Here is a 22,272-nt window from a genome sequence, read left to right on the forward strand (position 1 = left end):
GTTAGTTCAGAACTAATGACCTTAGTACTTTGGATTGTGTCGTGAATGACCACCTTTGTGTGCATGATATTTAGCCTTGGTTGATTTGAAAACTCTCACAACAATCCATAAAGCTTGGTTAATGTGGTGTAAATATGGTTTTTATGTGTAATTATCTGTTATTAAATTAATTTAATATAATAATGGAGGTTATTACATGGTTTTAGTGGAGTGCAAGTGTGTTTTTGGTGGTTGATAATATTAGTTTGATATTAAGGTTGATCTGTAAAAAGCGTTTGTGTATCTTATGCGCCGTTCGAGAATGTACATCAAAAGTCCAGATGTTTAGTGTGGTTTTTGTTTTCAGGGAAGTGTCTATCTCAACAAGTTGTAAGAAAGCTTAATGCAAACTGAATTGCTCATTAAGTCTCGTGACTTCCTACCTGAATGCCGAATAAAAACAAAAATCACCACAAAAACAATTGGTTAAATATTTTTTAAGAAGATTTCTGAATGTTAACTTAGTATTCAGTTACAAACTGCATACTTGTGCTCTGTAATTTCTTGTTAAATAGTTAAATCAAATGTATTTTCACTATTGTACGGGAAATTAAAAAGATTAATTGTTTCCAATAATCTAATTTGGATGTCTTATAATTGAGGCGGATATGGCTAGGAATGCTTTATTTATAATGGTTTTGTTTTTGACTGGTTGTATGTCTACTTACGTTAAGTTAGATGTAACTGCTACTGATAACATAAATTTAAACCAGTTTAACGAGCCACTACCTGTGGTATTAAAAGTATATCAACTTACTGATATTCAAGCGTTTAAAAATTCTACATTTGAACAGCTTTGGAAGTCCGATAAATCAATTCTGGCTAACACCTTAGTTACGGTGGAAGAACGCACCGTAAACCCCTCAGATCGTATAAAAATTGAGTTTGAACAAGCTGAATCTGCAAAGTACGTGGCTTTTGTTGCTCTATTTAGAGACAGAACAGGCGGTAACTGGCGCGCATTTTATGACTTAAATGATTGGCCGGTGCCCTTATCTACTTCTCTAGATATTGAAATTACAAGTAACTCGCTTCGCCTACCTGAAGTTGAGGAGGATAAGTAATGCAGCACAACAACGTATACAAACCAGTTTGGGCTGAAGGTTTAATGCTAAGTCAGCAGCATTTACAACTGTTCGATCAATATCTGCAATCGCAACTAGCTGGTGTACAGCAATGCCTTAGAGACAATACATATGGTTTAGATCGCATTGTATTTGACGAATCAGCATTGGCCAAAGGTGTAGTCAAACTGCAAAGTATTACGGCAATCTTCAAAAGTGGTCGTCATATACATCATGTTTTTGCTGATAACGAAGCACCTATGTTTGAGCTTGAAGATAACAAAAGCGAATACATTATCAGTGTAGCGCTTGCGAACAATCATTCGGTAAGCAATATCCAAGGTTACCCCCAAACAGGGCAACTTAGTGCTTATGACTGTGATTTTGTTGAGCTTCAAGATGCACATGATCCAAACCGAAAAGCTGAAGTGATGGTTGCTAAGCCTAAACTTATGCTGGTTGAGTTCAGCGCAAGTAACAGTTTTATCGAGCAATTGCCTTGTATAAAAGTGACACGTGGTGAGCATGGGCAGTTTGAAATTGATTCAAGCTATATTCCACCACTGTTAAACATCAAAGCCCATGGCTATTTAGCCGAGCGTGTAAATAAACTAGTCAACATGGTTGAAGCTAAGTACACCGCGATGTTTACAAACCGCGCAGGTATGGGGATTGTGGAAGATTTTGGTCCAACAGAACTCAAACACTTTTTGCTATTACAAACATTTAGCTCTGTTTTTCCTGAGATTAAGCAGTTAAGTACTACAGCTAAAACTAGTCCTGATGCACTGTTTATGGCGCTAAATAAGCTGGTTTGCCAACTGATAAATTTCGAACCCGAAGCGACTAAGTTTGAGTTACCTGTTTATGACCATCAAGACTTAACGCGCAGCTTTGGTTTAATCGAATCTCATATTCACACTCTTATTGGTTCGATAAGCGCAGCACGCTCGTCTGATTTAGTACTCAGCGCAATCTCCCAGTCTATTTTTGAGGTTAAAGACATAGAAAGCAGTACCTTGACTCGAGGCGAGTTGTACATTGCGGCTTTCTATGAAAACGAATCTACGCAATGGATCGAGTTGTTCGCAGAACAGGTTAAGCTGGCTGCGCCAAGTCAGTTGGAAATCTTAATTGCTTCAGCACTTGGCGGTGTGAAGCTAACGCATTGCCAGCGCCCACCGAATAGAGTGTCAGTTAAAGGTGGGTATGAGTATTTTAAAGTGGAGCCACATGGCGCTGCTTGGGAACAAGTTGTACAGGAACTAGCGTTAAGAATCTTTGTGCCATTTAGCCTTCAAGGCGTGAAACTTGAAGTGGTTTCAGTGGCGAGTAAATAGTTAGTAGGTAAAGGTCATGGAAGCGTCGAAAAATAAATCTGAACTAGTCGCCTGCATTTCACCGGTGCTTGAAGTGCTTACTTCAATTCGCCAGGGCGGGTCTGATCATCAAGGAGTTGACGGTCTACGCAGTAAAGTCATGGATGCTTTTGATGAATATGAAAAGAGCTGTTATGACGCACGGATCAGTGCGTCAGACATGCAAGAAGCCAAATTTGCACTAACTGCTTTGGTTGATGAGCAAATCATGACGGCACAGAAGCCGTATAGTATGGAATGGATGGCGCGACCTTTACAATTAGAATTATTTGGCAATATGCGTGGGGGAGAAGCTTTTTTTGAAAAGCTTGAAAATATCCGCCGTGCAGCGGCGCAGCAACGTACATTACTAGAAGTCTATTTTGTTTGTTTACAACTGGGTTTCGAAGGGATCTATAAGATAAAAGGGGTCGAGCAACTCAAAGCGTTGATGTTGGATGTTAGAGCGCAATTAGAAGAGCTTGCTGGACCTGCAAAATTACAGCTTTCTGATAATGCAAAACCACAAGAAAGTATGGTTACTAAGGTGGGAAGAAATCTACCGTACTGGGTTATTTTGTCAGTAACGCTCGCCTTACTTGCCAGTATGTATGTTGGTTCAACGTATTTCATTGAGAATCGCGCGAACCAGCAAGTCGTGCAAATTGATAAGCATATTGAAGTACTAACGCAGTTAGAGAAAACAGGGAAAGCGAGGTAACATCATGTCAGGAGTGAATCGTAGTGGACTAGTGCACCTAGTCTTAGGATTTTTGTCATCTCGTGCGACGGCTCATTGGGTCGGCATATTCGCAATTTTGACGCTAATTTGGTTTGCAGGCCGGTTTATTGGTCTTGAAGATCAAAATCATCGTTTAATGGTGATGGGTGCTGTATTTGGTCTGTTTTGTCTTACTTTATTAGTTCGATGGTTATGGGTGAAGCGCTCTGGTGACAAGTTAGCGAAAGAAATTGCCAACAATCATGCGGGAACAGAAGCCGAAGTTGAAGAAATCAAAGCCAAAATGGAAGAAGCGCTGTCTGCATTAAAAGCTTCTCATTTGGGGGCTGGGTATCGTGGTAACGCTGCGCTGTATGCCTTGCCTTGGTATATGATCATTGGTCCGTCGGCTGCGGGTAAGAGCACATTATTTGCAAATTCAGGACTGCATTTCCCTTATTCAAAATCTAATCAACTGCATATCCAAGGTTTTGGTGGTACGCGTAATTGTGACTGGTGGTTTTCAGATCAAGCCGTTTTGATTGATACCGCAGGTCGTTATACCACTGAAGAATCAGATAACGATCAATGGTTGTCATTCTTAAAGCTGTTACGTAAATACCGTTCTAAACAACCAATCAATGGAGTGATGGTTGCTATTAGCGTTGCTGATATCTTGACTTCAGACAGCGAACAGATCCGTGACCACGTTAAACAGATCCGCGCTCGTATTGATGAGTTAATCAATCAACTTGGACTTATCTTTCCAGTATATGTGGTATTTACCAAGTGTGATTTGATCAGCGGCTTTGAGCCTTTCTTTAATGAACTAAGTGAAGATGAGCGTAAGCAACCCTGGGGCGCGTATTTACTTGAAGAAGATGGCACCAATACCGGTGAAGTGGCGAGCGAAAACTTTTCAAAGCACCTTACTGGCCTGTATGAGCGACTGTGTGATCAGCGCCTAGTTAAAATGACGCGTGAGCGTAACGCTCAACGGAAACAATTGATTTATGATTTTCCTAATCAGTTTAAAGCGGCGTCAGCTAAAGTCGAAGAGTTTATTGACACATTATTTAAAGAAAATCCATACCAAGAAGTACCGTGGTTTGCTGGTGTGTATTTTACCTCTGGTACACAAGAAGGTACGCCTATCGAGCGTAGCGCAACGAGTAAACTATCTACGTTTAGATCAGTATTGTTTGAGTATCGCCAAGAAAGCATTACCTCCGCATTTTTTATCAACCAAGTATTCAAAGATGTGTTGTTTAAATTGCAAGACCTCACTCGGGGTAACCGGAAAAAGCGCCGCGTACAAAAATGGCTAAAAGGCTTTGCTGTATGCTTATGTGTGACGTCGGTATTTGCTCTAGCGGGCTTGTTGGTTAACTCTTATACCCACAATCAGCAGCTTTTAACAACCAGTGATAAACTAACGACTGCTGTTGTTAATACACGAGTTGAAAACCAGCCGTTGGCCGAGCAATTTAACTCTACCTTGTCTCTTTTTGCACACTATCAAGAGCTAATAGGCTATGAGAAAAAGCTGCCTTGGTATTTCTTACTTGGTGTTTACAGTGCTGACAACACCATAAAGCCAATAGAACAGGTATTACGTCAGCGTGTACAATCGCTCATTGGTGAACCAAGTTCGGAGCTTGTGCAACAAGCGCTGTTTGAAAGCCATCAAAACTGGATTGCACTGCTAAGTACAGAAGAGCAGGTTGCTAAACGTATCGAGCCAAAGCTACGTGATAAGTACTATCAAGCACTTAAGCTGCAACTCATGATGAGTAATGAGTTTGAGCGTTTAAACAAAGACTATGCTAAGTCTGAGCTATTAGATTACACGGCGGACCGCTTAGAGCTAACGCTAAACGAAGACACGCAAGTATTAACAGAACAACTGTCAGGACTGATTGATTTTTATTTAGCCCAATTAGCGGTTGAGCCTGCACCGCAGCAGCTTGCGATTTGGCAAAGTAATGATTTCTTAGTGAGTCAGGCTCGTTCAGACTTAATGAGTGCGCCAGAACCGACTGCGTTATATGAGCAGATCAAAGCAAAAGTAACGGTATCGAAAGCCGCACTAACGCTTGATCAAATGATGCAGCAAAACAACAAGACCTTTTTGCAGTCCAAGATCAGTATTCCATACGTTTACACCAAAGAAGCTTGGGAAAATGAAGTATACGACGCCATTAAGGTCATTGCGAGCAAAGCATTCTCTGGCGACTGGGTGATGGGCACAGACAACGCAGAAAGCCAAGGTTCTGTTGATGAAGCAAAAGCAAACGCTTTGGTTAAATCTATCCGTGCGCTGTACTTCAGAGACTATGCCAATGTGTGGTTTGAGTTCTTAAATTCAGTAGAGATAAGTCCATTTAATACTAGCAATGCAGCAAGTTTAACGCTCGCTCAGTTGTCATCACCTGAAGGTCCATTGGTTGATTTAATGGCTTCAATCGACAACAACGTGAACCTAATTGATTCGCCAAACAAAATGGTGGAAACAGAAAAATTAACTGAGCAAGCAAATGCGTTACTAGCAAAGTCTAAAAATAGAAAGGTTAAAGGTGCAAAGATAGAAACCGCTGCGAGAAAGCGTGTCCCTGAACTGTCGAGCCGTTTTGCCGATCTTCGTCGCTATACCGCAAAAGGAGAAGAGAACGCACGCTCTGATTACTTAGAGCAATATCTCGGTGCTTTGAGTGCATTTCATTCAGACATCAAAACGATTGCTGCGAGTAACAATGACGACTATATGGCCATGTCTTTTACTCAAACGCTGTTAAACGGTGATAGCAAAAACCATGCGCTGCAAAGTGCTTGGGTGGTCGTAGAAAGCCAAGTCAGAGCGCTTGACCCAGATACTAAGCAAGCACTTGAAAAACTACTAAAAGCACCACTTTTAGCTAGTGTGCAGACAGTAATGAACGAAGCAAAAGTGCAGCTTAATGAGCGCTGGTCTAATCAAGTATTCTTAACATACAAAGAAAATATCCGTGGTAAATATCCGTTTAATATCGACGGGCCAGATGCAGCGGTTGAAGATATTAGCGAACTGCTGAACCAAGAGTCAGGTGTTTTTTGGCAATTTATGGCTGAGAACCTATCTCCTTACCTTCGTTTAAAGCGTGGTGAGTGGGTAGAGAAAACATGGAATGGTATTGGCATTGGCTTTAAGCCCGGGGTACTAGACAAGTTAACTAAGACGAGAAAGGTAACGCGTTCGCTATTTCCTCGAGACGGTTCTGAGGTGGGTATTAGCTTCCAAATGATGCCAGTGGCGCAAAAAGGATTAAAAGAAACTTATATCGGTTTTAGTGACCAAAATTACCGTTATAGGAATGAACCTGAAGAGTGGCGTCGTTTTAACTGGCCTGCAAGATCGGGAACTGAAAAAGCAGTGATATATGGTTTAGATAGTGAAGGCCGAAGAATCGAAATCGAAAAGTCAGGACCTTGGGCATTCCTAAAAGTATTGAATGAAGCGAATGTGCAGTGGGTCCGTGGTACAGAGTTTTTGGCAACGTGGCAATTACAACGAGAAGCGGAAGCAAGCGTTGAGCCAATCCAAGTTCAAGTTGCACTTAAGTCGAGCAGAAACAGTGGCATATTCAGTAAATATTTTATGACGTCATTTGCGCTGCCGGAGTCTTTGTTTGATACCAAGGTGAGTGTTGCCTCTAATGAAAACTTGGCGTTGAGGTAACACAGGCATGTTCGGTTTTTTTAATAATAAGAAAGTCGCCAAGGTACCAACGACTCAGCCATTTGGATTTATGGGTAAGAACCCAATCCAAGCAGACTTCATTAAGTTTAACGTTGATTCAAGAGAAGCGATTACGCTTGAGCGCTGGCTTCAAGAAGGGTATGCAGACATGAGCCGACAGGCGTTGATAAAAGATGTATCTTCTCAAAAAGAGCAGTCAACGCTATTCTTTATCGCCTCAGGTCAAGACGAAAACTGTTTATTAGGCACATTACAGCCAAGCGAAGATAAAAGTGGAAGACAATATCCATTTTGTTCGTTCGTGTTATCGAGTAATGCGGACTACAAACAAAACCCTGCATTTTTATTTAGTGAATGTGGTAGTGCGTTTAAATCATTAAGCTTAAGCCATGAGCTGATCAGAAACTGCAGTAGTGTCGAGCAAATGCGTCATAGCGCGCAGGAGCTTAAGCAGGTAAGTGAGCTGGTTTCGCAACCGATTGATTTCGATAAGGCGATGTCTTCATTACGAGCTTCACCGATACAGCGTGTATGGGATGCACTTGAACTAGAAGATCTTGACCAGCGAGCACAATTAATAAGCCAAGTGATGTCTGCGCTCAAAATGATCAAAACACAAGGCTGTTTGCGTTGTCAGTTTGGGTTGAAGTTACCGATGCCACAAGTGGGTGAAGATACTCAGCTGTTAGGTGCATTTTGGCTACATCTAATTACCAATATGGTGGCCGATCATCACTGGCAGCCTTGGTGTTTTTACAACTATGGTCAATTGAGCCAGAAAGCTTCGCTGGTGGTCTATTGCAGACCTATGCCAGCCTCGTATTTTGCGTCTGTTTGGCTTGAGCACAATAGCTTGTCAACGACCATTAATCTAACAGGGACTTTGCCTCAACATCCGGTGACACCGCATATGTATGAATTGGCAAAAGCATCAAATATGAGTGTTTTCGATGCGTTAAGGAGTTGGAGTAAGTTATGAGTCAACCACATAAGTATCAGAGCTGGCAGCAGTGGCATGAAAACTTATTGGCGCCTTTAGGCGGTATGCCATGCGGTGACGATTTAAAATACGAAGAGTCATTTAAATTACTAAAAGGTTCTTCATCTGGTGTTGCCGAGCCAGACTTCAAAGCCAACTTTATTTTGGCATCAGAACTGTTAGAAAAACAAACCAAAGATATTCGCATTGCGTCGTATCTAGCGTTGGCCGCTACCAATGAGTTTGGGCTAGAGGGTTTGATCCACTCGTTAGATTTGTTTAATCAGCTTTTGCAACAGTATCAGGCGCAGATCCACCCTGTGAAAGAACGTGCGAGAGCATCGGTTCATACTTGGTTCTTACAACAACAACAGCGCTTACTTGGTGTTGCTACAGCGCACAGCGCGACAATGCCGGAGCAGTGGCCAGAATTAAAGCGTGTACTCGAACAGTATGCAACAGACTCGGTGGCGATACTTGATGCAGACTCAGGGCCGCTTGCCGATTTAAAACACTGGTGTGAGCAAGGTTTGGTGTCGCAACCAGTTCCTGTACAAACTGTTGCGACGGTACAAGAGCCTGTTGAAAAGCCTGAAGTGGCAACCGCTGAACAGCCTCAAGTACAGCATTCTGTAGCGGCGACTTCACAGCCTACAGCTGTTGCTTCAAAGCCAGTTTCTACACTTGCTATTGCTGTGGAAGCACCGCACTCAGACTCGGCTTATACAGAGCAAGTTCGCAAACTATTGGCGTATGACAAAGAAAGCCAAAATTGGATGCGAGCGATTCGCTTGGCACGTGCAGTGAGGTGGGGGGCGCTTGCATTACCACCACACGATAATGAGTTGAAAACGCGCTTACCAGCCCCAAGGCAAGCGGCATTTGTGCCTATTGAAAACGCCTTAACTGCACAAAACTTTGCCCAAGCGTTAGAAAAGGCAGAAGCCTTATTCATGGAAGGGGCGATGCATTTTAACCTGAATTTACAAAGGCTAACCATCGCTGCACTTGAAGGGCTCAAGTTATTTAAAGAAGCACAGTGGATAGAATTAGAGTTAGCGGCAATCGCTGATCAATACCCAACGCTGCTCAGCCTTAAATATGAAGACGGAAGTGAGTTTTGCTCAGCAGCAAATCGGGAACGAATTGGCGAACATAAATTACTAAGCCAAGGTGACGGTGCGAACACAGACGATAATCAGAAGGTTTGGTTAGATAAATTTAAAGAAGCGCAGGCGCTTGTTGACCAAAACAAGCTTGCGCAAGCACTGCAGCTAATGGAAGGGTTTGCCCAAGACAAGTTCGATTTTGCGAAGCAAAAATTATATCAAGCGCGTTTATTGATGCGTAGTGAGCGCGCTGATCTTGCCTATCCGATGTTTGAGCAGCTGTTAAAAGACATAGAACAGTATCGACTGGATTTATGGCACGAATCGTTTGCTCTGGAGGCTTGGCGTTACGCTAAGCAATGCAATGAAGCAGTATCTACGGAGCAAGGAGATGAATTTGACCTACGAGCAACCGCGATAAAGCAGCAGATGCTCGTAACCAAAGTAAGCTCAGCGATTGACTGGGTTTGATTGTTAACCGCTGGGCTTGTAACGGCAGGCGCAACGACTGATTAAATAAGGAAAGACTATGTCTGATACGTTTCAAAAAGAGATCCCAAGAGCGCGGATTAATATAGCGCTTGAGCTGGAAACCGAAGGTGCAACGCAAAAGAGCGAACTACCGATGAAAGTTTTGGTTGTGGGTGACTATTCCAACGGCCAAAACGACAGTGACCTCGCTGAGCGTGAGCGCATTGCTATTAACAAAAATAATTTAGAGCAAGTGCTTAAAGACATGTCACCAAAAGCAAAGTTCCAAGTATCGAACAAGATTGCGGGTGACGGTGATATTGGTATCAACCTGACGTTTGATGATTTTAAGTCATTCGACCCAGAGCAGGTTGCAGCGCAAGTACCAGAGCTTAACAAGATGATGTCGATGCGTAACTTGTTACGTGATCTAAAATCTAACTTGCTTGATAACTCAACACTGAGAAAAGAACTGGAGCGTATTTTACAAAATAAACCAGAGCTAGATGAGTTAAAAGCACGCCTTAATGAGCTGGCGCCGCTTTTATCTGAGCAAGAAAAACAACCGCAAGAGTAAGGACACGACCGATGAATATGCAAGAAACGTTAAACGTTGAAGCGCGTAAAGAAGAGACTTTGACTGCTTCAGCTTACGAAACAATCTGTAATCTTGTGTCTATTGAGCCGGTTTCAAGCGAAATCAGCATTGATAACTTCCGTGATGCTAATAATCTTGCGGAAACAGACACCAATGAGCGCTTAACGGCTGCTATCAATGTCTTTTTAGACATGGCTACTAATGACAGCAAAGAAGTGTCGCGTATCGACAAGCTATTACTTGATGACTACATCGCTAAAGTCGACAAAATTATTTCTGAACAGCTGGATGAAATTTTACATCATCCACAGTTTCAAAAAGTAGAGTCAGCGTGGCGTTCATTACGTTATTTGGTAACTCGTTGTCCAAATAACTCAAACGTAAAGCTTGAGCTACTTGATGTTGATAAAGAAACACTACGTGATGACTTTGAAGAAGCACCAGATACCACGCAATCTGCGCTTTATAAGCAAGTGTATACAGCTGAATATGACACGCCAGGGGGCGAGCCAATTTCGACTATGGTGTCAAACTTTGAATTTGATTGTTCAGCGCCTGATATATCGTTATTGCAAGAAATTTCAAGGGTTTCTGCAGCAGCCCATTGTCCTTTCTTGGGTAGTGTTGGTGCCAAGTTCTTCTTAAAAGATTCGCTTGAAGAAGTGTCAAAAATTCAGGATTTGGGCTCTTACATGGAGCGTGCTGAGTTTTTACGTTGGAAGAACTTCCGTGAATCAGAAGATGCACGTTATATTGGCTTAGCGTTCCCACGCTTCTTACTGCGTTTACCATATGGTGACTTAAACCCAATTCGCCATTTTAACTATCAAGAAGACGTTAGCAGTGAGCATCACGAACGTTATCTATGGGGTAACGCGACATTTGCGTTCGCGGCAAATATCGTCCGTAGCTTCCACCAAAATGGTTGGGCGGTAAATATTCGTGGTCCACAATCTGGTGGTCGCGTTGAAAATCTACCTCTGCATTCTTTTGAGGCAGGTCGCGGTCAAGAAACTAAGATCCCAACGGAAGTACTTATTTCTGAAACCAAAGAGCTTGAGTTTGCAAACCAAGGGTTTATCCCTCTGAGCTATTACAAAAACAGTGACTTTGCGTGTTTTTTCTCTGCAAACAGTGCGCAAAAGCCACAAATTTTTGAGACGCCGGAAGCCACCTCTAACTCGCGGATCAATGCAAGATTACCTTACATCTATTTGGTATCGCGTATTGCACACTATATGAAGGTGATCCAACGTGAAAATATCGGTTCAAGCAAGCCTCGTCACGAGCTAGAACAGCAACTTAATGATTGGTTAGGTGCATTAGTTACTAAGATGAATAATCCAGACGAGTCTCTAATTGCTACGCACCCGTTAAAAGATGCCAACGTGACTGTGTCGGAGATCCCGGGTAATCCTGGTTATTACCGTGTGAATACGTATGTGGTTCCACATTTCCAAGTGGAAGGTATCGACGTACGCCTCGCACTCGTTGGGCAAATGCCTGGTGAAAAATGAAGGCCACCTGAAGAACCAATGAAGCGTATATAGGGCAGTGAATGCTGCCCATTATTAAAATTTACATTTAAATTAAAAAAACAAAATAGCTTTACAATGTGCCTTGTAAATATAAAGGTAAAAACACGTTGTTTAGTTAGTTGTATCATGGGGATTTGTGACAACTTAAAAATGCTTTTAATCATTTTTATATCGGTGAAAGTTTAAAGGAATATTTTATGGCAAATTTGATAAAAAAAGCAGGTCATTTAGGAAGGGCCTATGCTGTTCTGGAGCTTGTTTATAGGCAATTTTATAAAAATGGCAAAGATGCAAATGAAGCTTATCTTAAAATGCTGCCTTTAGTTAAGGATGCTATAAAAACTCATGGTCGGGATTCAGAAGTAGCAATAGGAGCTTTAGAGTTACTAGCTGATCTTGCACCTTTTGGCGCAAAAAGAAGAAACTTCAAGCGGCGTTATGTTGATAAACCTGATGGTTGGAAGCAGTTACCAGCAGACCCGAATCAGCTTTCGTATGGATACTGGTATTAAATGGTGTATTTATGAACATAAAAGCAGACCATATCATTTGGAAAGTTATATTTTTGGTGCAACTATCTGTGACACTGCTTTCAATATACGAAAATCAAGCTTCAGCTCTTTCAGAGCTCAGAGCTACATTTATTGGGGGAGTTCTTTTTGTTGCTGATAGTTTAATTTTGGCAGCAAACCTTTTTCTGATTTTACAAGTGCGTGTTCTAAGTCGAAAAGTATGGTTTTTTATAGCTTGGCTATGGTGGTTTTTAAATATTTACAGCTTACTAAATGAGTTTTATTTGGGCGGTTATACCTCGTCTGAAATGTTGTTCTTTGGAAATATAATCTGGCTTTTAATTTTATTTTCCTTTCCTGTATTTAAGTACGGAAACTTTGTAGGAAATCTTAGTAAAGCTGAATAAAGCTAAAACGATTTACACTTCCATGATGCACTTTAGTGCATGCGTTAAACGGTGGAAGTGACGTGCGCCTTGAGCTCGTTAGTCAACAACCTAGCGATAGATAAAGACCGCCAATATAAGTGAATAAACCTATCTAAGGCTGAGAAGGTAGCTTTAGGCAAGAAGCGATGAGGCAAAGGATTGTCATGTTTAAACGAAAAGTTTGTAACTGGTTGATGGTACTAAGTACAGTCTTGGTGACTAACTTGTCATATAGCCAGGAGATGACACCAGAGCTCTTTTTTGCAAAAAAGAAATTACAAGAAGCTGCTATCTCTCATACCGCGGCGATGGAAACGTGTTTTGAGCATACTCCACGCGTTCGCCCAAGCGAGCTAGAGACAGACAAACTAGAGATAGAATTAGTCGTAGAGGCAGTAAATTACCTGCATTACGTGGCGCTTAATGATTGTATGCAAGACCATGATGTAAATTTTTTAAAAGCAGTTGAGCACTACAATCAGACGGCGCCAAAGGATGAAGTGATCACGGTAGACAGTTTTGTGACGCTTAGATGGAATGAAGAGCTTAGAGCTGAATTCGAATTTAAACAGTTACCCGAAGCAGTTCAGCAGCACTTTTTGCAGCTGGACATACTAAAAACGCCATTTGATGCGGCGACGTTAGTGATGGAATTATGTGGTGACTTATAACATGTAGTGAAAGATTGCCCCAAGTTGGCTGCCACCAACTTGGGACATGTTCCCAAATTGGCATAAAGCGTGGCGCTTTGTTTGGGGATCAAACGTGAAAAACATGCGTTTGATCAATGCCTTTAATAATTAGGAAACATCTTATCTTAAAAGGAGAAATTAAAAATGGCAATTCCAGCGTATATGTGGTTAAAGGACGACCAAGGTAACGACGTTAAAGGTTCAGTAACTGTAGCTGAGCGTGAAGGTTCAATTGAGATTTTGCATTTCGATCACGAATTGCGTATCCCAACTGATAACGACACGGGCGAGCTAACAGGTACTCGTAAGCACGAGCCTTTTGTTATCACAAAAGCTGTGGATGCTGCTACTCCGTACATGTACAAAGCGTGTTCAAACGGTCAAACATTAAAGCAACTTGAGCTTAAATGGTACCGTATTGATGACACCGGTACTGAGCGTGAGTACTTCCGCCATACGCTTGAAGACGTGAAAATCACTTCAATCACGCCAACAATGCACAACGTTAAAGATTTGGATAAAGAGCGTTATCCTCACCTTGAAACAGTGCACATGCGTTACAAGCGCATCACTTGGACGTACCTAGACGGTAACATTGAGTTCTCTGACTCATGGACTGAAGGTCGTTAATTTCGAGTGTTGGAGGCCTATTGGCCTCCTTTTCAAGCTTACACTAGTTCGCGCAATGAATAGAGAGCGTATTTTTCTATGGCCTTATTTGATTTGCTAGCTCAACCATCACGCCAAGCCTATAGCGATAACAATTTATCGCATCTAAGCGACAGCGTATGTAAACACCTAACGCAACTGTTGAATGCGCGTAGGGGAGTGCTTGAGCACTTAAGCGATTATGGTTTACCGGATGTGGAAGATTTATATGAAGGGCTACCTTATTCACAGCAAACACTTGCCAATGAAGTAAAAAGAACCATAGAAAAGTACGAACCAAGAATTACCAACCTCATCGTTCGGCCCATCGACATAAAAGAGGAAAACTGTGTGATTCGATTTGAGATAAGAGCGCAATTAAAAACCGGCGAGATAATCAGATTGAATACTAAGTTTGCATCAGGTGGTAAAGCAAACGTCAATGCAGGAGGAGCAGACTAATGGATATGCAGCAATATTTTGATGCGCAAATGAGGCTGTTAACACAAGCAGGTAAACAATTTGCTCAGCAGTATCCCGAACACGCCGGCTTTTTAAATATTGACGCATTAAAGGATAGAGATCCTCATGTTGAGCGCTTGCTCGAAGGAGTCGCTTACTTAACAGCATTTACGCAAAAGCGATTGGACGAAACGCTACCTGAAGTGTCTGAGCAGGTACTCAGACAGATTTGCCCAATATTATTAAACTACTATCCGTCTACGACGGTGCTAGAGTTTGCGCCAAAACTCACCATGCAAGGACTGGTGAGTGTGCCAAAAGGCGCGAAAATATCTTCCCATAAAAGTGACAACGCGCCTGTGGCTTGTCACTTTACTACCACCGCAGAAACGAAAGTGCTGCCGTTTGAGATCTACTCTGTGGACTATCATGAGATCCACACTGGTGCGACGTTAAACTTGCACCTCAAGCGGTTAGGCCAAGGCAGTTTAGATGATTACGATCTCTCTAAATTGCGGGTGTATTTACGTGGTGACACGCCGCTTTGTGCCAGCCTTTATCAAATGATGAAGAATCCAAACGCAGCGATAGGGGTTGAGACAGGAAAGCTTGGTAGTACGACGCAATATACCTTGAGCAAATCAAAAATAGATGCCGCTTTTCATAAAGACAGCACCGGAATGCTGCCGAACAGCGAACAGAGTCATCCCGCTTATGCGTTGCTGCTTGATTACTTTAACTCTCGTGAAAAGTTCTATTTTGTTGAACTAACGGGACTGAATACACTAAATATTGATCCAGATACTAATACCATCAGCATCAAAATAGCCAGTGATATTAAATTACCACCCGGTAACAAAGTAAATGCGGATAATATCCTGCTTAATTGTGTACCTGCGGTAAATATCTACCCGGTAGATGCCGAGCCTATCCGAGTCAGTGAAAACCAAACCGAATACCAACTACATCCAGTGCAAAATAAGCTTGGAGAGAGTTTTTGTTATAGCGTGAAGTCGGTACAAGGCGCAAGCAGTAGCACCGGGGAAGCCATCGACTTTGTTTCTCGGTATAGCACGGTATATGAAGATAACGCCCATTTGTATTCACTGATAAGCCGCGACATTGGCGGGGTATCGCCACAGACTTACATTCAGCTTTCAATGCAAGAAGTAGGTGATATTACCACTTTATCGACGGATCTGTTGGCACATAACGCGGCGTGGCCAAGGCAAACACTGCAAGAAGGCGATATCAATGCACAAAGCGCTGATGTGCCGTCGGTACTTAGTGTTAAAAATGTCGTAAGACCGAGCAAGTTGCTTAATTCTCCTGATTTGGCTTTACATTGGCAGCTCATTAGCTTGTTGAACATGCGTTTTTCTCAGCTTGCGGAGCCAACCCAGCTGAAAAAGCTATTGGCACTGTTTGATTGGTCGGAGCGCTCTGAAAATCGAAACCGTATTGAGAGTATCCAAGGCGCTGAATCTAAACCTATCTCATTGCTACAAAAGGGCGTGTTCGTTAAAGGGATAGAGATCCATTTAACCCTAAACGAAAAGAGCTTTGTTTGTACGGCTGATGCGTATCATTTTTGTGATGTGTTGCATCAGTTCTTTAAATTATATGCGCCAATTAACGAATGTTTAAAAACCCGAGTGACGCTGCTGCCAAGTTACCACGAGTGGGAATGGGATGTGACGGCAGGCGACAGTTATCAGGTGTAATTGATGGAGCAGCAAAACCAACCCATTTGGGCAAAATTGCCAGAGCCGATAGCTAAATTGATGGCCACACCTTGGCGTTTTAGCTTGTACAAGGCGCTAACGCTTATTGAACAGCACTGGGCTAGCAATAACGAGTTACAAAGTGGCCATAGTCATCGCGTTGAAATTGCACCGTATAAAGAACTTGGATTTCCAGCATCGGATGTTAGACGCTGCGAATTACAAGTAAGGCAACGAGGCAAGCTGAGGCTCGAAACTTCATTCCTCGGTTTGTATGGCGTTGATGCTGCGATGCCGCACTACTTGTTAGAGCAAGCCGTAGGAGACGAGGAGATAGGTGCAAGAACACGTGCATTTTTAGATCTCTTTAATCATGTGCTGTATTGCCAGTTATTTCAAAGTTGGAAGAAATCTCAGATAAACCTTGCGGGCATAGGTGCGCAGCAATTTGATCAAATAGTTGCTGCAGTATTTGAAAATAACCAGTCAGATAAGAGCAAATTAAACCTAATTAGTGCCAAACAAACCAGCGCAGCTGGGCTTGAGCAAGTATTAAAGCAAGCGCTACAAGACGAAAGCTTAACGATTAAAGATAATATCGTTGAGTGGGAAGGAATTACCGAAGCGGGTAAGTTAGGGTCAAAACAAAGCGGCTTTTCGTTGGGTGGTAATGGCGTATTGGGTAAACGTGTATTGGTCACCGGCAATCGTATTTGCATTGAGCTTGGTCCAATGGACGAGGCTGAGGCGCAGCTATATGAGCCAGGTGGTGTAAAGGCTAAACGTTTATCACAATTATTAAATTGGCACACCTCAACCAAAATGAATTGGCAACTGTTAGTGCAGATCAATCGCCAAGCGCGCGAGGGCACTCGGTTAGGGGCTGGCAAGCTTGGGGTAAGTTGTGCGATAGGTAAAGTTAACGCACGCGTAGAGAAGAAAATATATTCACAATCACAGTTTTAATGCGAACGGGAATAGCAAGGATTAAAAGATGGACGCAACAGGCATAAAGAATCTCATAGACAAACTCAATCATCACAGCGCGACAGCGTTAGAAGCCGCGGCTGGATTCGCAGCGAGTCGAAAGCATTTTGAAGTGCTACCAGAGCATTACTTATTAAAGTTAATGGAAGAGCACAATGACGGCGATGTTGCGAAGATTTTACCTTTCTTCGAAGTTGATCAAGACGCATTGTGGAATAGTGCGCTCGAATTTATCAATCAACAAGATGCTGGTAACCCGAGCAAGCCGGTTTTCTCCCGTCGCCTCTATGAGTGGTTAGAAAAAGCATGGCTCAGCGCAAACATGCGCCATCAAAATGATTGGATCACAGGCGCTGCGCTGATTGACTCGTTCAAAGACATGGCGATATATAGCCCTGCATTTGGACTGGCACGCGAGTTCGACAAGATTGATACGCACTTCTTAAAGCAGAATTTAAACAAGATCTGTAAAGGCTCGACTGAGCGTCAAGTATTCAGTAAGCCAAATGCTGACAACACTGTGTCGAATAGCCGCTCACAAGGTGAAAGTGCGCTAGAAGCATTTTGTGAAGACCTCACTGAAAAAGCACGTTCTGGTGCAATTGACCCAGTCCTTGGGCGTAACGAGGAGATCCGTCTCGCAATCGATGTGTTGTGTCGTCGCCGTAAAAATAATCCAATCTTTGTCGGTGAACCTGGTGTTGGTAAAACGGCAGTGGTAGAAGGACTTGCTCAGCGCGTTGTTGAAGGGCAAGTTCCGCCAGAACTTAAAGAAGTTAAGATCTGCGTATTGGATATGGGTCTGCTACAAGCCGGAGCAGGTGTAAAAGGTGAATTTGAGCGTCGTCTTAAACAAGTCATTGATGAAGTAAAGAGCTCAGCTACCCCCGTTATCTTGTTTATTGACGAAGCGCATACCTTGATTGGTGCTGGTGGCGACGCTGGCATGGGAGATGCCGCAAACCTACTAAAACCAGCGCTTGCACGTGGAGAAGTAAGAACACTTGCTGCAACGACATGGAGCGAATATAAAAAATATTTTGAGCGCGATGCTGCGCTTGAACGCCGCTTTCAATTAATAAAAGTCGATGAACCAACCGAGCAAGCCGCAAAGCTCATGCTCACGGGGCTGAAAGATAAATACGAAAAGCACCACCAAATTCAAATCACAGACAGTGCAATTGAAGCCGCGGTTACGTTGTCTGCTCGATATATTACAGGTAGACAATTGCCTGACAAAGCCATTGATGTACTAGATACCGCCGCTGCTATGGTGAGAATGGGACCGGCAACGTCGCCTGTGGTGATTGATAAAGCCAAAGAGCAGATCCGTTACTATCAAAGCAGAATTGAACGCTTGGCAATCGAATCAAAACTTGGGATTGCAGATCAAACCTGTATTCAAAGTCTCACCGATGCGCTTACACAAGCCCAAGAGCAGCTTGCTGAGCTTGAGCAAAGCCGTGATCTGCAAATTGATACTTATAATGCCCTACACGGTGCAAGTGACGAAGAGAAACCTGCGATTAGACAAGCGCTTGCTGCATTAAATCAAGATGACAATGCGATTTTCTCCGAAGTGACCAGTGATACGGTAGCGCAAGTGATCGCAAGTTGGACTGGGATCCCTGTAGGTAACATGGTGAAAGACGAGCTGGAGAACTTACTTAAGCTTGAGCAATCACTGGCACAAAGTGTTGTGGGGCAAAATGCTGGATTGACTGCGATTGCACAAACCTTACGGGTAGCAAAAGCAGGTGTATCGGCCTCATCTGGCCCACTGGGCGTATTCTTATTAGCAGGTCCTTCAGGGGTTGGTAAAACCGAAACTGCAAAACACATAGCCGAACTACTATTTGGTGGCGAGAAGTTCTTAACCACGATAAACATGAGTGAATATCAAGAAGCACACACGGTATCACAACTCAAAGGCTCACCACCGGGTTATGTGGGTTATGGTGAAGGTGGGGTGTTAACCGAAGCTGTGCGCCAACGTCCATATTCTGTGGTGTTACTTGACGAAGTGGAAAAAGCCCACGCAGATGTCATGAATATGTTCTACCAAGTGTTTGAAATGGGTGTAATGCGTGATGGTGAAGGGCGTGAAATCGATTTTAGAAACACGGTTATCATCATGACTTCTAATTTAGGGGCTGAGCAAATCATCAATGCTTGTACACCGGAAACCGAGCAACAGGCCATGCAGCAAATGGTGGATGGGATCATTCAGCAGGGTGTACCTGAAGACGAAGAAGCACAAGACAACAACGAAGAAGAAACACCGTTTGAGAGACCGAGCTTTCAGCAGCTAGTCAGCTTAATTAAGCCAAACTTGCTCGCGCATTTTGCACCTGCGCTTTTAGCACGGATGCAGGTTGTGCCTTTCTTCCCGCTTGATACTGATGTATTAAAACATATCGTGGCACTAAAGCTTGAGAAGGTCGCGGCGCGACTTCGTGACAATCACGCTATACAACTGCGCGTAGATCAAACGGCGCTAGATTATCTAGCCGATAAATGCGCTATGTCTGATAGCGGCGCACGATTGGTTAACGCAACAATTGAACAACAAATTTTACCTGGGATCGCTCGCTCCATTTTGGGCTTTATGAGCGAAGAAGATATGCCAGATCTGCTGACGCTGACACTGGATGAAAATGGTGAAATTGAAGCCGTATTCGCCGACTTAAGTTAACGGTAGATACGAGTAAGGAGACAAAAATGGAAATGTTCGCATCACTTGCCGATAAACTGCCTAAGGCAAACGAAAGTCACTTTGCAATCGAAATTGCGGGGTTGTCTGGGAGTTTATTTAAAGTATTGAGTTTTGAATCACAGAATGACAGCTTATGTAGTGACTATCGCTTTGATATTGAGGTGTTAAGTGAGGAACTAATTGAGCCTGATCTGGTGATTGGTAAGGATGTTACATTTTCCATTACGTGGGCGATGTCTGACAGAACGGTTTCGGGAATTATTACCGAATATGTTTGCCATGGTCGCAGTCATCAAGGCTACGTGTATACCTTATCCTTTCAATCACTTTTGGTGTTACTCAAACATCAACGATCTAATCGCGTTTTTACCGACATGTCTGCGGATGCCATCGTTAAAAGTGTGTTAGACAAGGCAGGGTTCCCGTCAGGAAAATTGCAACTAAAGGCATCATCACCATCCCTTGCTATGACTGTGCAGTACGATGAAAGTGATTTTGACTTTGTAACGCGTCTCATGCGCCGCTACGGTTTTGTTTACGGCAGCACAGAGTCAACGGGCAGTCAAGCCAATCTGTCAGTGTTTGGCAGCAGCAGTGATTTTTCTGCAGAGATGGAAGAGATCACCTTGCCTTATGCGTCACCTACCGGACAAGTTAGGCCAAGTGAGTCTGTCTTTGCCTTTTCTAAAAAAGCGAGCCTACTCAATAGTGGCTTTAGGCTGTACGACGAAGACTATGAAAAATGCTGTGCGTTGTCTGTTAATAGTAACAATCAAACAGAGGTTGGTGGCTTTGGTGAAGACAGTATATTTGCTGAAAACTTCATGACTGAAGGTGATGGCGACGCGCTTACCAAAGTACACCAGCAAAGCATTGATTGTCAGCGAAATCTTTTTGTTATTGATACCGACTGTCGAGCTCTTCGTCCAGGTGTAGCTTTAACCATAACCGATCACCCTAATTACAGCGGTCGTTACTTAGTGGTGTCCGTTGCCCATAAAGGCTGTCAAGGTGGCAGCGTTGAATATGGCTCCAAGGTAAAAGGCTTAACCTATAAAAACCAAGCGACGATCATCCCAATTGATGTGCAGTTTAAAGCGCCTGTCATAAAACGCAAAAAGGTCTTTGCATCGTTTAACGCCACGATCGAACAAGAAGTGGATAACAAAGGACGGTATAAAGTCAAGTTGCCATTTAACCAAGATGGTGAAGGGGAAGAGAGTAAACCGACTCGACTTATGCAGCACTATGGTGGACCGGGTGGATACGGCATGCATTTTCCCTTAAACAAAGGAACTGAGGTCATGGTGGCGGGTGAAAATGGTGATTTAGACAGGCCAATTATTCTCGGTGCGCTATTTAACGAGGAGGCACTAAGCCCTGTAACTTTTGAGAATTCCAGCGAAAACAAATTGGTGACAAGAGCGTCAAACACTTTGTTGATGGATGACAAAGAAGGCGAAGAGAAAATCCAATTGTTCACCAAATCGCAAGAAAATATACTCGAATTTAATGCCACCGAAGGTAGCGAATTTATCAAGCTTGAAACCAAAAAAGGTTACATCGATATTAAATCGAAAGAAGCGATGACGTTGCAATCACAAGCGAATATTGTGGCACAAGCCGACAAAGAAATAAGCATTCGCGCAGAAGATGCTGTTTATATCCAAAGTATTGAGTCCAATATTGAGATCAATGCCAAAGAGGCTATTCAACTCACCGCAGATACCGACATTAAAATTCAGTCTGCTGATAGCAATATTCAATTCGAAGCGCAGCAATCCATTAATCTAGAGGCCGCGCAAGACATCAGTTACTTCAGTGTTGACGGTAACGTCGAGCTTGCGGCGCATAATGGTAACTTCACTATCAATGCCGATAGAAACATTTCTATCGTTGGCCAAGGTAGCGGCTCAATTCAGCTCTCTCAAGGCGGCGGAAAAATAGAAATCGATGCGGCAGGTAATATTACCATTGATGCGAACAACTTGAACTTAAGCGCCAGCAACATTTCAGTGTCTGGCTCTGCAATTAGCCATAACTAAGCAGGGAGCAAAGTCTATGAAAACTAATGTCGTACAATTTCCACCATCGTTGAGTAACATCGTATGGCGTGTATCTGCCATTGATAAATTAGGCAAAGTGTTACGAGTGAAGTGTGACGGATCTAATGTAGAAATGAAGGTTAAAGGTCAATTAGACAGTGTGACACGCGTAAGTATTGACGACGAAGTGTTGCTACATAGCGTGGCAATGCCTATCGTTATTGGTCGCTTAGCTGCACCGCAAGACTTTCCGGCGGCGTCGGTGACAAATAACAACGGCACTGTGGTGTTAAATGGCGAGCAAAAAGTCTGTGTCAAAACCAAAAATGGCAGCATTGCGATCAACGGCAATGGTGAGATACAGCTTGAAGGTAAACTGCTAAACGCCGATATTGAGCAAGATCTCAGCCTCCAAGGCTGGCCAATTCGATTAAATTAAGCTGAT

18 protein-coding genes are annotated in these 22,272 nt (G+C 43.0%); all 18 read left to right on the forward strand.

The annotated features are described in order from the left end of the window. Nucleotides 1–671: 671 nt before the first annotated feature. The 18 genes from tssJ to MHN32_RS10155 all read left to right on the forward strand — a co-directional run bounded on the left by tssJ (nt 672) and on the right by MHN32_RS10155 (nt 22,266). Nucleotides 672–1,103, forward strand: a complete 432-nt coding sequence (gene tssJ / locus MHN32_RS10070; RefSeq protein ID WP_010377046.1) for a type VI secretion system lipoprotein TssJ — start codon at nt 672–674, stop codon at nt 1,101–1,103. Continuing rightward, entirely contained in the window at nt 1,103–2,443 is a 1,341-nt protein-coding gene (gene tssK, locus MHN32_RS10075) for a type VI secretion system baseplate subunit TssK (RefSeq protein WP_235368116.1), read from the forward strand. The genes tssJ and tssK overlap by 1 nt, the downstream gene beginning before the upstream one ends. Nucleotides 2,444–2,459: 16 nt before the next feature. Next, nucleotides 2,460–3,182 (forward strand): type IVB secretion system protein IcmH/DotU, encoded by a 723-nt coding sequence (gene icmH / locus MHN32_RS10080; protein WP_010604831.1) that lies wholly within the window; start codon nt 2,460–2,462, stop codon nt 3,180–3,182. A 4-nt stretch (nt 3,183–3,186) separates the two neighbouring features. Continuing rightward, nucleotides 3,187–6,897, forward strand: coding sequence for a type VI secretion system membrane subunit TssM (tssM, locus tag MHN32_RS10085; RefSeq protein ID WP_239421640.1), 3,711 nt, complete (start codon nt 3,187–3,189; stop codon nt 6,895–6,897). A 7-nt stretch (nt 6,898–6,904) separates the two neighbouring features. Next, nucleotides 6,905–7,897 carry a type VI secretion system-associated protein TagF gene (gene tagF / locus MHN32_RS10090; protein ID WP_235368114.1) on the forward strand — a complete coding sequence of 331 codons (993 nt, stop codon included), beginning with the start codon at nt 6,905–6,907 and terminating at the stop codon, nt 7,895–7,897. Beyond that, entirely contained in the window at nt 7,894–9,477 is a 1,584-nt protein-coding gene (locus MHN32_RS10095) for a TssA family type VI secretion system protein (RefSeq protein ID WP_235368113.1), read from the forward strand. The genes tagF and MHN32_RS10095 overlap by 4 nt, the downstream gene beginning before the upstream one ends. Nucleotides 9,478–9,535: 58 nt before the next feature. Next, a complete protein-coding gene (gene tssB / locus MHN32_RS10100) occupies nt 9,536–10,054 on the forward strand; it encodes a type VI secretion system contractile sheath small subunit (RefSeq protein ID WP_010604827.1) in 519 nt (172 codons plus the stop codon). Nucleotides 10,055–10,065: 11 nt separating this feature from the next. After that, the gene (tssC, locus tag MHN32_RS10105; RefSeq protein ID WP_010604826.1) at nt 10,066–11,592 is read left to right on the forward strand and encodes a type VI secretion system contractile sheath large subunit; all 1,527 of its coding nucleotides are present in this window, start codon (nt 10,066–10,068) and stop codon (nt 11,590–11,592) included. Between the two features lie 218 nt (nt 11,593–11,810). Beyond that, nucleotides 11,811–12,125, forward strand: a complete 315-nt coding sequence (locus MHN32_RS10110) for a hypothetical protein (protein ID WP_211859817.1) — start codon at nt 11,811–11,813, stop codon at nt 12,123–12,125. 11 nt (nt 12,126–12,136) lie between these two features. Continuing rightward, nucleotides 12,137–12,532 (forward strand): hypothetical protein, encoded by a 396-nt coding sequence (locus MHN32_RS10115; RefSeq protein WP_239421641.1) that lies wholly within the window; start codon nt 12,137–12,139, stop codon nt 12,530–12,532. A 185-nt stretch (nt 12,533–12,717) separates the two neighbouring features. Further along, on the forward strand, nt 12,718–13,224 hold the full coding sequence (locus tag MHN32_RS10120) for a hypothetical protein (protein ID WP_239421642.1): 507 nt from the start codon (nt 12,718–12,720) through the stop codon (nt 13,222–13,224). A 165-nt stretch (nt 13,225–13,389) separates the two neighbouring features. After that, nucleotides 13,390–13,875, forward strand: coding sequence for an Hcp family type VI secretion system effector (locus tag MHN32_RS10125; protein WP_010377064.1), 486 nt, complete (start codon nt 13,390–13,392; stop codon nt 13,873–13,875). A gap of 78 nt (nt 13,876–13,953) precedes the next feature. After that, the gene (gene tssE / locus MHN32_RS10130) at nt 13,954–14,355 is read left to right on the forward strand and encodes a type VI secretion system baseplate subunit TssE (RefSeq protein WP_010604823.1); all 402 of its coding nucleotides are present in this window, start codon (nt 13,954–13,956) and stop codon (nt 14,353–14,355) included. After that, nucleotides 14,355–16,079, forward strand: coding sequence for a type VI secretion system baseplate subunit TssF (gene tssF / locus MHN32_RS10135; RefSeq protein ID WP_010604822.1), 1,725 nt, complete (start codon nt 14,355–14,357; stop codon nt 16,077–16,079). Before tssE ends, tssF begins: the two co-directional genes overlap by 1 nt. Before the next feature lie 3 nt (nt 16,080–16,082). Beyond that, a complete protein-coding gene (gene tssG, locus MHN32_RS10140) occupies nt 16,083–17,045 on the forward strand; it encodes a type VI secretion system baseplate subunit TssG (RefSeq protein ID WP_239421643.1) in 963 nt (320 codons plus the stop codon). Nucleotides 17,046–17,073: 28 nt separating this feature from the next. After that, nucleotides 17,074–19,761 carry a type VI secretion system ATPase TssH gene (gene tssH, locus MHN32_RS10145; RefSeq protein WP_239421644.1) on the forward strand — a complete coding sequence of 896 codons (2,688 nt, stop codon included), beginning with the start codon at nt 17,074–17,076 and terminating at the stop codon, nt 19,759–19,761. Nucleotides 19,762–19,787: 26 nt separating this feature from the next. Continuing rightward, nucleotides 19,788–21,827: a type VI secretion system tip protein TssI/VgrG gene (gene tssI, locus MHN32_RS10150; RefSeq protein WP_102056849.1), complete on the forward strand. Its 2,040-nt coding sequence runs from the start codon at nt 19,788–19,790 to the stop codon at nt 21,825–21,827. A gap of 16 nt (nt 21,828–21,843) precedes the next feature. Continuing rightward, nucleotides 21,844–22,266, forward strand: coding sequence for a hypothetical protein (locus MHN32_RS10155; RefSeq protein WP_010604818.1), 423 nt, complete (start codon nt 21,844–21,846; stop codon nt 22,264–22,266). The last annotated feature ends 6 nt before the right edge of the window (nt 22,267–22,272 follow it).

The organism is Pseudoalteromonas sp. Of11M-6 (assembly GCF_022347905.1).
Lineage (GTDB): Bacteria > Pseudomonadota > Gammaproteobacteria > Enterobacterales > Alteromonadaceae > Pseudoalteromonas.

Excerpts from the sequence above, each read along its gene's own strand:
- MHN32_RS10155 (WP_010604818.1), top strand. The coding sequence starts at position 21,844 with ATGAAAACTAATGTCGTACAATTTCCACCATCGTTGAGTAACATCGTA.
- tssB (WP_010604827.1), top strand. The coding sequence starts at position 9,536 with ATGTCTGATACGTTTCAAAAAGAGATCCCAAGAGCGCGGATTAATATA.
- MHN32_RS10095 (WP_235368113.1), top strand. The coding sequence starts at position 7,894 with ATGAGTCAACCACATAAGTATCAGAGCTGGCAGCAGTGGCATGAAAAC.
- MHN32_RS10110 (WP_211859817.1), top strand. The coding sequence starts at position 11,811 with ATGGCAAATTTGATAAAAAAAGCAGGTCATTTAGGAAGGGCCTATGCT.
- MHN32_RS10120 (WP_239421642.1), top strand. The coding sequence starts at position 12,718 with ATGTTTAAACGAAAAGTTTGTAACTGGTTGATGGTACTAAGTACAGTC.
- icmH (WP_010604831.1), top strand. The coding sequence starts at position 2,460 with ATGGAAGCGTCGAAAAATAAATCTGAACTAGTCGCCTGCATTTCACCG.
- tssE (WP_010604823.1), top strand. The coding sequence starts at position 13,954 with ATGGCCTTATTTGATTTGCTAGCTCAACCATCACGCCAAGCCTATAGC.
- tagF (WP_235368114.1), top strand. The coding sequence starts at position 6,905 with ATGTTCGGTTTTTTTAATAATAAGAAAGTCGCCAAGGTACCAACGACT.
- tssG (WP_239421643.1), top strand. The coding sequence starts at position 16,083 with ATGGAGCAGCAAAACCAACCCATTTGGGCAAAATTGCCAGAGCCGATA.
- tssC (WP_010604826.1), top strand. The coding sequence starts at position 10,066 with ATGAATATGCAAGAAACGTTAAACGTTGAAGCGCGTAAAGAAGAGACT.
- MHN32_RS10125 (WP_010377064.1), top strand. The coding sequence starts at position 13,390 with ATGGCAATTCCAGCGTATATGTGGTTAAAGGACGACCAAGGTAACGAC.
- tssK (WP_235368116.1), top strand. The coding sequence starts at position 1,103 with ATGCAGCACAACAACGTATACAAACCAGTTTGGGCTGAAGGTTTAATG.
- tssJ (WP_010377046.1), top strand. The coding sequence starts at position 672 with ATGGTTTTGTTTTTGACTGGTTGTATGTCTACTTACGTTAAGTTAGAT.
- MHN32_RS10115 (WP_239421641.1), top strand. The coding sequence starts at position 12,137 with ATGAACATAAAAGCAGACCATATCATTTGGAAAGTTATATTTTTGGTG.
- tssF (WP_010604822.1), top strand. The coding sequence starts at position 14,355 with ATGGATATGCAGCAATATTTTGATGCGCAAATGAGGCTGTTAACACAA.
- tssM (WP_239421640.1), top strand. The coding sequence starts at position 3,187 with ATGTCAGGAGTGAATCGTAGTGGACTAGTGCACCTAGTCTTAGGATTT.
- tssH (WP_239421644.1), top strand. The coding sequence starts at position 17,074 with ATGGACGCAACAGGCATAAAGAATCTCATAGACAAACTCAATCATCAC.
- tssI (WP_102056849.1), top strand. The coding sequence starts at position 19,788 with ATGGAAATGTTCGCATCACTTGCCGATAAACTGCCTAAGGCAAACGAA.